General features: G+C 46.9%; 9 protein-coding genes. 4 read left to right on the top strand and 5 right to left on the bottom strand.

The annotated features are described in order from the left end of the window. The first annotated feature begins 80 nt into the window (after positions 1–80). The 3 genes from QUB52_RS03125 (at position 81) to QUB52_RS03115 (ending at position 3999) form a co-directional block, all read left to right on the top strand. Positions 81–1400: an FAD-binding oxidoreductase gene (locus QUB52_RS03125; RefSeq protein ID WP_332974282.1), complete on the top strand. Its 1320-nt coding sequence runs from the start codon at positions 81–83 to the stop codon at positions 1398–1400. Positions 1401–1691: 291 nt separating this feature from the next. Then, the gene (locus tag QUB52_RS03120; protein ID WP_332974281.1) at positions 1692–3101 is read left to right on the top strand and encodes a (Fe-S)-binding protein; all 1410 of its coding nucleotides are present in this window, start codon (positions 1692–1694) and stop codon (positions 3099–3101) included. Positions 3102–3279: 178 nt separating this feature from the next. After that, entirely contained in the window at positions 3280–3999 is a 720-nt protein-coding gene (locus tag QUB52_RS03115) for a Uma2 family endonuclease (protein ID WP_332974279.1), read from the top strand. A gap of 147 nt (positions 4000–4146) precedes the next feature. Here the strand turns inward: QUB52_RS03115 and QUB52_RS03110 are convergent, their stop codons facing one another. After that, on the bottom strand, positions 4147–6381 hold the full coding sequence (locus QUB52_RS03110; protein ID WP_265235288.1) for a hypothetical protein: 2235 nt from the start codon (positions 6379–6381) through the stop codon (positions 4147–4149). Positions 6382–7088: 707 nt separating this feature from the next. Between QUB52_RS03110 and QUB52_RS03105 the strand changes: the two genes are divergently transcribed. Next, positions 7089–7601 (top strand): phycobiliprotein lyase, encoded by a 513-nt coding sequence (locus tag QUB52_RS03105; protein WP_265235286.1) that lies wholly within the window; start codon positions 7089–7091, stop codon positions 7599–7601. A 38-nt stretch (positions 7602–7639) separates the two neighbouring features. Here QUB52_RS03105 and QUB52_RS03100 read toward each other — a convergent pair whose 3' ends face one another. From QUB52_RS03100 to QUB52_RS03085, 4 genes are all read right to left on the bottom strand, one after another. After that, a complete protein-coding gene (locus QUB52_RS03100; protein ID WP_332974278.1) occupies positions 7640–8311 on the bottom strand; it encodes a hypothetical protein in 672 nt (223 codons plus the stop codon). A gap of 272 nt (positions 8312–8583) precedes the next feature. After that, positions 8584–11133 (bottom strand): DUF3769 domain-containing protein, encoded by a 2550-nt coding sequence (locus QUB52_RS03095; RefSeq protein WP_332974277.1) that lies wholly within the window; start codon positions 11131–11133, stop codon positions 8584–8586. Between the two features lie 509 nt (positions 11134–11642). Next, positions 11643–11759 (bottom strand): photosystem II reaction center protein I, encoded by a 117-nt coding sequence (locus QUB52_RS03090; protein ID WP_039887172.1) that lies wholly within the window; start codon positions 11757–11759, stop codon positions 11643–11645. Positions 11760–11834: 75 nt separating this feature from the next. Continuing rightward, positions 11835–13811: a hypothetical protein gene (locus QUB52_RS03085; RefSeq protein ID WP_332974276.1), complete on the bottom strand. Its 1977-nt coding sequence runs from the start codon at positions 13809–13811 to the stop codon at positions 11835–11837. Positions 13812–13815: the final 4 nt, after the last annotated feature.

Raw genomic sequence — 13815 nt, 5'->3', positions numbered from 1 at the left:
TGAATATCGGGCCCGTATTAATATTTAATGGTTTTAGGCAGTGTTTTGATATTTTTTTTACCGGGCGTCTGATAACCTTCATGAAATCTTTTTCTACCGAAAATTACGTAAGCACACAAGAATTAGAAAGTATTGTCGGGACTGCTGGCATCTGTCGCTGGCAAGATACAGAGCCATTTTGGCAAGAACGGGTAGAAAAAGCTGTTGCCCCGGGCACGAAAATAGACTGCACCGTTTACCCCAATACTCAGGAAGAACTCGCGGCGGTGATTGCTTGGGCTGAGCCAAATCGCTGTGCAGTCTTGCCTTGTGGTAGTGGCAGCAAACTCGATTGGGGCGGTTTAGTCAAGGGAGTCAAAATTGCCGTCAGTACGGGGCGTCTGAACAGGCTGGTAGAACACGCTGTGGGCGATTTGACGGTGACTGCGGAAGCGGGCATGAAGTTTGCGGATTTGCAGGAAATTTTAGGTAAAGCAGGTCAATTTTTGCCGATCGATCCAGCATATCCGCAACAGGCAACTTTGGGCGGGATTGTCGCTACTGCTGACACGGGTTCCTTGCGACACCGCTATCGGGGCGTGCGCGATTTGTTGTTGGGAATTACGTTTGTGCGATCGGACGGTAAAATTGCTGTAGCCGGAGGTCGAGTTGTTAAAAATGTCGCCGGTTACGACTTGATGAAACTGTTTACCGGTGCTTACGGCACATTAGGCATCATTTCTCAAGTAACTTTCCGAGTTTATCCGCTGCCGGAATCATCGGGAACTGTCATACTAACAGGAGAAACTAATGCTTTAGCTGAAGCCACTCAAATTTTATTATCTTCTGCTCTGACACCGACTGCTGTTGATTTGCTATCACCGCAGTTAGTAGAAAAACTTAGTTTGGGTAAAGGTTCTGGATTGGTAGTGAGGTTTCAAAGTATCGCCGAAAGCGTTAAACAACAATCAGCCCGCTTGCTGGAAGTTGCCGAAAAGTTGGGTTTGCAAGGCACTAACTGCGGGGAGAATGATGAGCTTCAGTTATGGCAAAGATTACCAGAAACAATGTGGAATTCTGGCACAAAGTCAGCAATTATTTGCAAAATAGGAATCAGACCCTCGGAAGCAGTCAAAGCAATTAACGAGTTGCCTGTACAGGACGCTTTGATTCACGCGGGCAGCGGTTTGGGGGTTTTGCGGTTTGAGACTGCGACTGCGGATACACTGTTGCAGGTACGCAGGGCGTGCGAAGCTAAAGGCGGTTTTATGACTGTTTTGGCAGCGCCGACCGACATTAAGCAAGGGTTAGATGTTTGGGGCTATACTGGAAGTGCGATCGATTTAATGCGCCGGATTAAACAAGAGTTTGACCCGGAAAATATCTTGAATTGCGATCGTTTTATCTTGAAAGGTTCGTAGTGAGGAATTCAGTCCTTCTTAAATCCCAGGAAGAGGACTAAAATCCTCACTACGAACCAGGAATTTAAGGTTTGTAGTGAGGAATTCAGTCCTTCTTAAATCCCAGGAAAAGAACTAAAATCCTGAATGCAAACCAAAAGAATTAAGTAATATAGCAACCGCCACATCGGGCGCGGACATAAATAACATAAATAACCTCATGAATATATCCGATATCCGTCAAGCATAAATGATTTGATTCCCGTACTAAGCAATTGTCAACTGTCAACTGTCAACTGTCAACTGCCATATATGCAAACATCAGAAAAATCACAAATTCCCAGCGAAGATTTAAAGCCAGCTAAAGAAAGCAATTTTTTAGCACAAAATCCTCACTTGCAAACCCTCGAAATTCCCGGTTTCGACGCCATCAACCCGCCTGATCCCAAATTAATTGATACTTGCGTGCACTGCGGCTTTTGCTTATCAACTTGTCCGAGTTATCGCGTACTTGGCAAAGAAATGGATTCGCCCAGAGGCCGCATTTATTTAATGGATGCAATCAACGAAGGCGACGCACCTTTAAATGAAGCAACTTCGCAGCATTTCGATACTTGTTTGGGCTGTTTGGCCTGCGTGACAACTTGCCCTTCTGGAGTTCAATACGATAAGCTGATTTCTGCAACTCGCCACCAAGTTACTAGGAATCAAAAACGCACTTTTTCTGACAATGTAATTCGTACTCTGATTTTTAATCTATTTCCCTATCCTCACAGATTGCGGCCTTTGCTTGTACCGCTGTTTATTTATCAAAAATTAGGACTGCCAAAACTCATTCGTAAAACAGGTTTGTTGAAAAAGGTATTTCCCCGCTTGGCGGCGATGGAATCAATTTTGCCGAAGGTAACAGTTGATTCTTTTCGGGATAATTTGCCGGAAGTAATTCCCGCACAAGGGGAGAAACGCTATCGAGTCGGCGTGATTTTAGGTTGCGTGCAGAGGTTGTTGTTCTCGCCGGTTAATGAGGCTACGGTGCGTGTTTTGACGGCTAACGGCTGCGAGGTTGTGATTCCCAAAAGTCAAGGATGCTGCGCTGCTTTACCGGAACATCAAGGACAAGCCCAGCAGGCGCAATCTTTGGCGAGACAAATGATTGACAGCTTTGAAAATACTAATGTTGATTTTGTAATTATCAACGCTGCTGGCTGCGGCCACACTTTGAAAGAATACGGTCACATTTTAGCTGATGACCCGGATTATCGGGAGAAAGCTGAGAAGTTTGCTGCTAATGTGAAGGATGTGCAGGAGTTTTTGGCAAGTGCGGGAATTACGGCGAAACTCAATCCTTTGATTGATGGAGATTTGACAATTGTTTATCAGGATGCTTGTCATTTGTTGCACGGACAAAAGATTAGTTTGCAGCCGCGTCAATTACTGCAACAAATTCCGGGGGTGAAGTTAAAAGAACCTGTGGATGCTGCTTTGTGTTGCGGGAGTGCGGGGGTTTACAATATGTTGCAGCCGGAAATTGCTGATGAGTTGGGTGTGCAGAAGGTGGAGAATTTGCTGAATACTGGGGCTGAGTTGATTGCTTCTTCTAATCCTGGTTGTTCTTTGCAAATTAAGAAGCATTTGGAGTTGCAGGGGAAGGCTGTTACTTTGATGCACCCGATCGAGCTTTTGGACTATTCTATACGTGGGGTGAGGTTGCAGAGGAAGTAGTTTGCTGGGGCGGGCGGTGTCTGCCCTATTTTCGCTGCTGAATGAGATTTTTTTTAATGAACCGCAGAAATTCGTTGAAAAGTCGTGAAGCGTAGCTATCCCGCGCGTGAGTCGCACTTCTCACCCTTCCGAAACAGCTAAAATTAAATCAAATAGTCCCTAATCCCGGACAACAGTTATGGTAACTCAAATCCCATCCCCAACTCAGCAACAGATTATCTACCCCGACACCGACGGTAAACCAATGGCAAACAATACCGATCAGTTTCGCTGGATTCTAGTCATTGAGCAAAATCTAGAATGGATGTATGCTAATGACGAGAATGTATTTGTAGCGGGCGATTTGTTTTGGTATCCGGTTCAGGGAAGACCGAATATTGTTAATGCCCCGGATGTGATGGTTGTCTTCGGCACACCGAAAAGGAGACGGAGTTCTTATCAGCAGTGGAACGAGTCAGGAATTGCACCGCAAGTTGTGTTTGAGATTCTCTCTCCTAGCAATAGCCAGGATGAAATGGAGACGAAATTACTTTTTTACGATCGCCACCAAGTTGAAGAATATTACATTTACAATCCTACTAACAATCAACTCAGAGGTTGGTTGCGCGGAGAAGACGGCTTGGATGCGATCGCATCTATGGACAACTACGCGAGTCCAAGGTTAGCCATCCGGTTCGATTTATCAGGCGATGAATTGCAAATTTATCGACCTGATGGCACTAGATTTTTCTCCTACGTTGAGATTTGTCAACTGCTAGAACAAGCCGAACAGCGGACAGAACAAGAACGTCAGCGGGCAGAACTTGCAGAAACAGCTTTAGAAGAGGAACGGCGGCGATCGCAACTTTTGGCGGAACGGCTGCGAGAAATGGGAATTAACCCAGATGAATTAAGTTAGACAGACTGCGATCGATGGGCATTGACCCGGAATAATTGTAAACTAGATTGGGGAAAAGGTCGATCGCACTTTTCAAGTTTAGCAAAAATGCGATCGTCACAATGACTAATGACGACTAACGACTGACGACTGACGACTGACTACTGACTACTGACGACTGACTAATTCCAACTTCAAAAAATGAACTTGTCCCGAAGCTTCCGCCGCCACAATTGTCACCCCATCCGGTGCAATAGCGCAAGCTTTCAAAGCACTATCTCCCCTGAAACTAGCAACTACTTTGCGACTCAACAAATCCCAAACTTTCAGAGTATTGTCATCCGAAACCGAAATCACCTTATTTCCCACAGTCGCCAAAGCTGTGATTGCATCAGCATGACCTACCAAAGTAAAAGCTTCTTTTTTACTTGACAAATTCCAAACTTTCAGATCGTGTTCCCGCCCGCCAGAAATCACCCATTTGCCATCCGTTGTAACTGCCACAGCATTCACAAAACTCTCATGACCTTTGAGAGTAAAAAGTTGATTTTTTACGACTAAATTCCACATATTTTTCAAAATATTCTTTTCTTTCCCCAAACTCCAAACTTTCAAAGTTTTGTCGCCGGCCGCCGAAATTACCCATTTTCCGTCTGGAGTAACTGCCACAGCTTTTATCCCGTCAGTATGACCTGAAAATGTAAAAAGTTCGTCTCCTGTTTCTAAACTCCAAACTTTAATAGTTTTGTCTCCAGAACCAGAAATTGCCATCGTTCCGTCAGGGGTAACAGCTACAGAATTTACCCAGTCTGTATGACCCGTGAAAGTCAAGATTTCGGTTCCGGTTTCTAGATCCCAAAGTTTCACGGTTTTGTCGCCGGAACCCGAAATTATTCGCTGGCTATCTGCTGTTATTGCGATCGCTTTTACCCAGTCTTGATGTCCCCCAATAGTAAAAATTTCTTGCCCGTTTTTGAGATTCCAGACTTTAATCCTGTTGTCTCCTGAACCGGAAATTGCTTTAGTACCGTCCGCCGTCAGTGCTACAGCATTTACCCAGTCATCGTGACTGGCAGGTGATAAATTTTCTTTGCCTGTTTCTAAGCGCCAAACTTTGAGAGTTTTGTCAGATGAACCAGAAACTATCCGCTTCCCGTCGGGGGTAACAGCGACAGCATTCACGGGCGCGATGTGATTAGTAAAAGTAAAAAGTTCTGCTTTTGTTTCTAGATTCCAAACTTTCAGCGTTTTGTCGCCGGCTGCTGAAATTACTTGTTTTCCATCTGGAGTTACTGCTATATCTTGGACGAAACTGCTATGTTCTCCTAAAGTAAAAAGTTGCTTTTTTTCTGACAAACTCCACACTTTGATTGTGCTGTCATAACTGCCGGAAATTATTTGTTTACCGTCGGGAGTTACTGCTACTACTTTTACCCAATCTGTATGTCCGGTGAGGGTAAAAAGTTCTTGTCCTGTTTCTAGATTCCAGACTTTAATGCTGTTGTCTCCCGAACCGGAAATTAACTGTTTGCTATCGGGAGTTGCTGCTACGGACTGCACAAAACTGCTGTGACTTTTCAGGTTAAAAATCACTGCCCCTGTTGACAAGTCCCAAACTTTTATGCTGCCGTCCCAGGAACCAGAAATTATTCGCTTGCCGTCGGGAGTTACTGCTACTGCTTCTACTGCAAAAGTATCACCTGCTAATGTTAATATTTCTGTTCCAGTTGCTAAATTCCAAATTTTAATCGTGTTGTCCCAAGAACCGGAAATTATTTTAGTGCCGTCTGGGGTGACAGCTACAGCATTGACGTAGGTAAGATGACCTTTGAGGGTGAAAAGTTCTTCTCCTGTTTCTAAGTGCCAAACTTTGAGAGTGTGGTCGGAGGATGCAGAAATTGCCTGCTTGCCGTCGGGGGTGATTGCTACAGCTTGTACCCAGTCTGTATGTCCGGTGAGGGTGCGTAGCAATCTGCCACCTGGAGGGGTAAAGCTGGGCGTTAGTGGCCGCAACCAGGGGTTTTTCTGCTGTTTTGCTTGGGCTAGTAGTGCTTGAATTTCGGGAATTTCAAAGCGCATTAAGCGGGCAATTAGTTGGGTCGCTAGTTGGGTTTTATCTTTGGCTAAAATGTGGGCAGAAAGCCGGATTGCTTCTTGGATTAATTTGAGTTTGTCGGCTTTTTTGTCGGTGATAATATCGGGACTTGTTGCTAAATCGTAGTCTTCTATTAGCGCTTGTACTCCCGATGCTGACAGCTTGGCTTGAATAAAATTGTAATCTGTTAGTAAGCTGTATAATTTCTCTGAGTCTGAAGTCGCTGCTAGCTGACTTGGTAGGATTCCCAAACAGTGCGTCTGTTCTGCGGGCTGCATTTTATCTAGCCCTTGTGTAAACTCGCTCATAAATTTGTGGATGTCTTTTTTTAATGTATGCGATCGCTAGCTGCACCTTGTCCAAAACCCGATCGAGAAAGTTTTATTGCTTACTTTGCTCGTTTACTTAGCATGGCATATTTGAAGGCTATTTGCTACGGGGCTGCTGCCATCGGTTTGGTGATGCTTCGATGAATCGCTGGTTTTTTAGTCTGAGTCTGGTTTGAGAATTTTCAAGGCCTGCGATTACCATCAACCGTCACCAAGATAATTCAACTCAACAGCCCCAAATCTGCCGATCGACAAAACCTGACATATATCGTTGTTTTTCTTAATATAGCTGGTCGGGGAACGATGATTGTCGATCGGCTAACACTCTCAAAGCTCAATTTTTTGAGCTATCGCAATCCTATTTGATGTGCGAACAAGACTTTTTTAGCGAAATACGATGCCGAATCTAGTTTTCTGTCAACTCGGCTGCATCAGCCTGCTGTCGCCCGGTGGGGTTTCCTACCTCAACCAAACCTGCAATCTGCTTGGCCCAAATCCCGGAAAGTTTTGCAGGCGCGCCCTATTCCTTTAAAATATAGAGTGGCACTTGCACTCTTAAACCTGGTCGATCGGCTAAAATCATTGGTTTAACCGCTAGGTACGCAGGCAAAAACCGGGTTTCTGAGTTTATAGTACGCCCGTGGCGATCGAAAATAAAGAAGTATTTAAGTTTAGAGACAAATTTCATGGATGTTATCGAGTTTTTTGAGTTAAGTGCAGGCAAATGGTTTTCTCAGCGCACCGTACACAATCTCAATTCTGGGGAATTGCAAGCAGGTAAATCTGACCTCAAAATAGAAATGCTGACAGCTAGCGATGCAGCAGTCGTCAAACTTTGCCAACAGCACTCGATTAACCCGGACTCAACTGGGCTAAAGGGCGTTCGGATTTCTTGGGATGGTGTTCCCGATCGCAACCAAGCTAAACAAGTTGGTTCTACAATATTAGCGATCGTCCCGAATCCCGACAATCCCAGCGAAGGCAAAGTTTTGCAAGCAAAGGGAAACACCCGCTACGTGATGGGTGGCGACGATGTGCTGACATTGATTACAGAATCAGATACCGTCCATGCTGAAGAAAGGCTGTGGTATCTCATCCCCAATCTGCGGCTGCGGACTAGCGTTGTTAAGCAAGCTAACGGTACGGAACAAGCATCTTTTTGTTCGGAAATTCGGATGGGTGCAAGTCCGAAAAGTTAATAGTGACAAACAACTATCTCATTCCCAAAGTTCACAGCTTATTTCTTGTTGATGCTTTCTCCTTTCTTTCTACGGCCTTCTCGGGCAACGGCTTTTAGTTTGGTGTGAAAATCAGTGTGTTTGGCAACTGGGAATGATTTTGTTACAGCTTGGTCTATTAATTGGCGCTCTGGTTCGGCTCGATCGGCCAGGGCGGTAACATCCACATCTTCATATACTACAACTTCTGTATTTTCTTTTGTGCGATCGTCCGCGACGCGCAGTTGTTCTGCTTCCAGAACCTCTGTATTCGGGACTTCTGCATCTGGCGGGCGATCGAGTTCTGCTTCTGAGTGCTCAATTGGATCTAATTCTGCGACACCGACTTCCGATTCCGGGTTCGATAAAAGTATCTCTTCCTGCGGCGGTTGAGCATAACTTTCAAAGGTTAAATCTTGAGGAAAGTTGTTGCAGACTAAGCGTTCAAACTCGCGATTAAAATGATAAAGTGGTTGGCCTATCCGGTGCCACATACTCAATAGCTGTCCGACAGAAACAGCTTTGTAGCGCCCTTGATAAAGCGCTTCAACTACTGCTAAACGCAGCCAATAGCCGGGATACTTGGTCAGCCATTCACCAGCCAATTTCTCTGCTTTTTTGCCACCTAGATCAAAACCGTAGTGAACCAGCAGAGCTGCTGCTTGTGCAGATATTGTACGTCCATCTGTCATGGGAATTGGTAATTAGTCATTAGTCAGTAGTCAGTAGTCAGTAGTCAGTAGTCAGTAGTCAGTAGTCAGTTGTCAGTTGTCAGTTGTCAGTAGTCAGTAGTCAGTTGTCAGTTGTCAGTTGTCCTTAGGAATTGGAAATTGGGAATTGGAAATTGGGAATTGGAGCATTTGGAGCATTTGGAATTGAAGAATTGGGAATTGGTGATTTTTTTTGCTTGGTTATTACCAATTACCGATTACCAATTACTGATTACCCATTACCCCCAATTGAATTAATCGGATAAACGCACGCCTCCTTCTACAGTTCGCACGTCCCCGTAAAAAGGTTGGGGACTGCCGTTCCAATTGAAGTCGCTAATTCTAAAAGTCAGGCTGCCGACTTGACGTTCAGGATTAAAACGCAAAATAATTGCGTAGCTGCGACGGCTGTATTCTAAAGTGTAGTTCGTACTGATTACTTCCTTGCTCTCTGTATTAATAGCTGTTTGAAAGCCGACTCGAAATCCTCCATAAACTTGCTGGACAAGTCCAAAAGATAGGACTTTCAAATCTACTAGCCGATCGAACAAATAAGGCGATATGCCGTCCCGCCCTACCTGAGTGTAAGTTACGTTAAATCCAGTGTAGTCGAGGAAAGGGCGGGAGAAATGACCGAACTGCCCTTGAATGCCGACGCTGGTGGCGATCGAGTTTTGTGTGTCGCCGCTGCTGTAATAAGTGCCAACTCCCCGGACTCCCAAGGCTAGTTGCAAGAAAGGAACCACTGGGTTGCGCGTGTACTTCAAACCCTGGGTGGGAGTGCGGGGTAGCGGTTTACCCTCCCACAGGTTGAAGCCGCGGCTCAAGGCGAAGCTGGCTTGGGCGCGGCCTAAATCGATGCGGTTGTTTTCGCGCACTGGTTCGAGCAAATCTGCTCGATCGGTGTCAGCATTGATAAATTGATACCCGGCTTGGTAGCTGAGATTGATGCCTGTTCTGCCTAGCGGGATGACAGGGGAAGTGAGCACTGCTCCGAGGCTGCTCTGAACGGTTTGATAGCCCAGAGAGCCGTTAAACAGTCGATCGCGATAACTGTATTCTGCCGCTAGAGAGTGAGTGCCGATCGCCTGCCGCAGGCGAAAATTGCCCCGAAAGCTGTCTTCTGGCAAATTCGGGAAATTCTCGAAACTCAGAAATATCGCTGAGGCTTCGATATTGGTACGGGGGCCGAGCCTAGAGGTCAACTTCGCTTTGAGTCCGTAGCTGTCGGGAAAAAACGGATTGCCGCCGTGATCTGCCACGACCCGCTGAAGGTAAACTTGGGGTGTCAGGGTGAGCCGCACCGGCCCGTTTTGCAATACCTGAAAACCGCACTCGGCATACAAACCGCCCCTGTCCCGGGCGTCGTAGCCAAAGGTCAAACAAGGGCCGTTCTGCTGTCGGCTGTCAAACACTTGTCTGCGGGGATACACGGGTATTTTGATGCGGTTGTCGAATACTAAGCGGGGCGAATGTGTGACTAATTCTTCAGCCGTGGGCGAAATCCTGGTAATCGTCGCCCTCCGCGCCCTGTATTCAAATTCTGGCGGGGAAAACGGGTCGTTAGTAATCCGAATGTTGGTTGCTACTCTGGCGCCGTTTGGCAGAAGTTCGAGGCGTTCTGCTTCAAAGCGGATGCGGTTGACTGCGCCGACAACTTGGGGGGCTGCTAGCTGTCCGCCGCCGCCGACGGTAATGCTGGCTGCTCCTGGGGATTTGACTCCGCGCAGGGGTTGCTGGCTGGTAATTCGATCGCTCAGAGGCTGTTCGAGAATGGTTCCAGCACTAATATCTGTGGGTAGTGTGGGCGTTAATTCGCTACCTGCTGCGGGGAGGAATATTTCGCCGCTGGCTTGTTCGACTGCGCCGGAGTTGAGGCCGAGATTGAATTCCATCTGCTGGCCGCGGACTACTTGTTGGCCGCGGGTATAGGCGACGTTGCCTGATGCTACCACTTGGCGGGTGACTAGGTTGACGATCGCGCGATCGGCATCAATCACAGTTTGCCGGAACCGCACCACAACATTACCAACCGCCGTGACAATTTGCTGCTTATCGTCAAATTCTTGTCTGTCGGCCTTAATTTCGATCGTATCAGCCGGACTCACCGGAAATGGCACCGTCCGCTGAGAAGGCGCAGTGCGGACTCCGGGCACGGCAGGTTTGGGCTTTGGTTTGGGCGCTCTTGGCGTTGTGGGTGCGGGGGCGGTTCTTGGTGTGGGGGCGGTTCCTGGTGTGGGAATCTCGAACTGTTGCTGCTCGGTGGGAGGCTGTTCTGGTGCGGGTTCTGGAACGGGAATCTCTGCTGGTACGGGAGCGTTCTCTTCTAACTGTCGGCCTTGGGCCTGATACCAACTTTCTTGCGGTTTTAGCGCATTCTTGTCGTCTTTTCTCTGCTCCCCTGCTATTTTTTGGCGATTCCGAGCTGCCACAGCATTTTCTACCGAACCTAACTGGTAAGCAGTAAATGAGGAATCTTGCTTGGCTTCTACAGTTTCGGGTTTTTCCGCAGCAACCGGGCGCTGAAATCCTTCTACTGCTTCGTCGCTTTCGACTGTGGCTGCGGGGTGTGCGATTTCTGGAGGCTGTTGGTTGGTGGCTGGGGCGTTATCGAGGAGTGCTGCTGCTTCTTCTACTTGGGCCGGTTGCTGGGGTGGCTGAACGATTTCTGGGCTTGGTTCCGGTGTTTCTGCGGAGTTGCTGGGGATATCTCCATCACTGGCTGCGACAGTTAGGGCTGCTTTCTTTTGTTTCGCGATGTAGATGATGGCAGATGGTTCGGGCGGCGGGACCGGATATGGCATAGTTACAACAGGTGAGTCATCCGATTTTAGATTTTAGATTTTAGAGGGTTTTTTATAGCGGACAATTTATCATCAAAATTTTTGCATTTAACAGGCAGCGTTTCCAGGTTAACCGGAAATCTTCAGGTATGCCTCGCAGCTAACCGACTCATCCTCAGAAACTTGGTTGCTTACCAGAAAGAATTGGTTTAAAGCCGGAACCCTTGTAGGAAGAAATTAAAAGAAGATTATTCATTGCTCCAATCCTCCTCCTTCTACATTGTAGAGGTCGCTCTCATCTGTCAACTGTCAACTGTCAACTGTCAACTGTCAACTGTCAACTGTCAACTGAATAAACAGATGTTTCGCGGCAATCAGCGAATATTTCCTAGCAAACGGGTTTCTGTTGCCACAACATAACCTCGCTGGTGGTGCGAGGTCAAGTTTTGATTGAGTCACTTTTGTGGCTTCGCGCCCTGGTTCGGGGGCTGCGGTGTCGGCCCCCCGAACTAGCGGCCCAGATAACTGGCTTATTCCATGTCTCTGCGGTTGGGGTTCCGGGCTGGGTCATTGGACAAAAATCCAAATATGAACAGGGAAACAAAAAATAGGACAACTACATTAACTACGATTTTGAGGGTTAGCACTATGGGAGCCTCCAAAGATGGTTTAATACTGAGCTGATTGCTGCGAGTGCAACTTTTTTTATCATAGGCTAAAGATTACTCAATTTTATCTTTGGTTTGGGGGATTGTTGGCCAATTAGTTTTTGCCCAGTTCCAGAGTTGCTCTAAAATGTTTTCTAGTCGCACCATGAGTAGGTCGAGCCATTCGAGCACTTGTTCTAGCGGGTGTTTAATGTAACCCATTGATTCGGATTTTGTTTCTAAGTATTCGTCTGCGGGCGGGACGCTGGCGCTGCGATTTTGTGGTTGGGAGGCTGTCGCTGTTGGGGTATATTTGCTGGTTTGCTGGGTGATTGCTGCTGGGGATTGGCTGTTTTGTGCGGTATTGGGGTTTGTGTCTTTTAGCACTTGGGTTTCCTGTACCCCCCCTGGGGTTGATGCTGCTGCGGGTGCAGGGCTATTTTTTTGAGTTACTGCTAAATTTGATGCTTCTTGGGGTTGACTTTTTGACTCTGGTGCGAGCAAGCTCTGCCTGAGTCCGGCTAGCAGGCGGTGAATTGATTTGGGGTAGGGCGACATTGAGACGGCGGTCGATCGACCTTCTGCCATTCCTGCAATTTCTTGCTTGACTTTTGAGCTATTTTGTGATATGGAGATTTCATCTGTTGCGCCGTCTGGTTCGGAACTTCCCTCGATCGACTGCTGCGGCGCTGGTTCCCCGAATAAGTCTTGCCAATTCAACCAAGGTCGATCGACCTCTGGGGTATTTTGCGTTGTTTCTTGATCTTGTCGCTGTTTCAAATAATACTGAATTGCAACGGCTTTCTCAGTATTATCACTGGCTGCTGTTTCTTTGCCCAGCAGGTTGTCTACGGACGACCAAATCATTTTTTCGATGTTTTGAGCGTATTTTTCTAGAATTTCGCGGGCGGTAAGACCTAAATTAGTTTGTGTAGCTGATGTATCAATTTTGACTTCGGGATTAGCGGCGGTGGTTTTGGCGGCTGGGGGGACGGTAAATTCTTCGAGGTTGACGGCGGCGCGATCGAGTAATGTGACAAAGGAGAGCGGATTGCCGGTGCGATCGCTCTTGCTGTTAAAATTAGTTTCTAATTTTGGGGTATTGTCATCGGTGGAATGTGATTGAGCAATCGACTGCGGTGCGGTTGTCGCAGCAGCCATCTGCGCTGCGGCTTTTTGGAGTAAGATTGCGTTGCGGTCGATCGATTTTTTGACTGCAAAAATTGATTCTCCAAACTGATTTCTTTTCACCGCAACCGGACTCGACTGGAGCCAAGCCATCAATTCCCAAAAACGACGCACCGGCGCTAACTGAGATTTTTTAGCAGCCGACTCCAAACCGAGATTAAATTTTAATTCTTTTTGGGCAACTTCCCGCCGTTCCGGCCCGTTGTTGGCGACTTCCCAAGTTATCCGATTTTCCAGCAGTTCCTGCTGTTGGGGTGTCAAAATATCTAATACCTGATTTTCTTTTCCCACCAAAACTAAAGTGCGCGCCGGAATGAAAGTCGCGATGGCGCTAACTTGTGGTTTGCTGTCTAATTGAGTTTTGGTTAGCGGATGTTCTAAGGCGGAAGTTATTTGATGTTTGGCGGTTTTTCCACTGAAAAAATTGATAACTGGAAGTAAACCCCTAGCTGGTTTCTCCGTTGCTGGATTTGTCTGATTTATTAACAGCGGGACGCTGGCTAAAGTTTTGGCAGTTTGTGACGGGTTTAGCAAATTTTCGGCTAAGTGCAGGATTTTGCCGATCGCACCTTCCGACATTTCCCCCTCATCCCAATTTTGCAGCAAATCACGATTTTCGTCCCCGACATCTTTTTGCAATTCGGGTAAATCTACCTTGGGACTTGATTCCCGCAACTGTCTGGTCAACATTCGGGAACTTTGCACCAGCAAGTAAGCTGGATAAAGTAGAATTTGGGTGCCGTTGAGCGTTGTTTGTTTAATTTGTCGCCAAGTGCGATCGCAATTATCGGCGACTTGGCGGGACTGTTTGGATATAAAATTTAATATTCGGCTTTGGTATGGGCCGTAGTAACCGTTAGACATAAGT

It is taken from the genome of Microcoleus sp. A6-C6, from assembly GCF_036705955.1.
Lineage (GTDB): Bacteria > Cyanobacteriota > Cyanobacteriia > Cyanobacteriales > Microcoleaceae > Microcoleus.
Note: the sequence above shows the minus strand (reverse complement) of the source record. Positions and strands in the feature narration are given on the sequence as shown.

Excerpts from the sequence above, each read along its gene's own strand:
- QUB52_RS03125 (WP_332974282.1), top strand. The coding sequence starts at position 81 with ATGAAATCTTTTTCTACCGAAAATTACGTAAGCACACAAGAATTAGAA.
- QUB52_RS03120 (WP_332974281.1), top strand. The coding sequence starts at position 1,692 with ATGCAAACATCAGAAAAATCACAAATTCCCAGCGAAGATTTAAAGCCA.
- QUB52_RS03115 (WP_332974279.1), top strand. The coding sequence starts at position 3,280 with ATGGTAACTCAAATCCCATCCCCAACTCAGCAACAGATTATCTACCCC.
- QUB52_RS03110 (WP_265235288.1), bottom strand. The coding sequence starts at position 6,381 with ATGAGCGAGTTTACACAAGGGCTAGATAAAATGCAGCCCGCAGAACAG.
- QUB52_RS03105 (WP_265235286.1), top strand. The coding sequence starts at position 7,089 with ATGGATGTTATCGAGTTTTTTGAGTTAAGTGCAGGCAAATGGTTTTCT.
- QUB52_RS03100 (WP_332974278.1), bottom strand. The coding sequence starts at position 8,311 with ATGACAGATGGACGTACAATATCTGCACAAGCAGCAGCTCTGCTGGTT.
- QUB52_RS03095 (WP_332974277.1), bottom strand. The coding sequence starts at position 11,133 with ATGCCATATCCGGTCCCGCCGCCCGAACCATCTGCCATCATCTACATC.
- QUB52_RS03085 (WP_332974276.1), bottom strand. The coding sequence starts at position 13,811 with ATGTCTAACGGTTACTACGGCCCATACCAAAGCCGAATATTAAATTTT.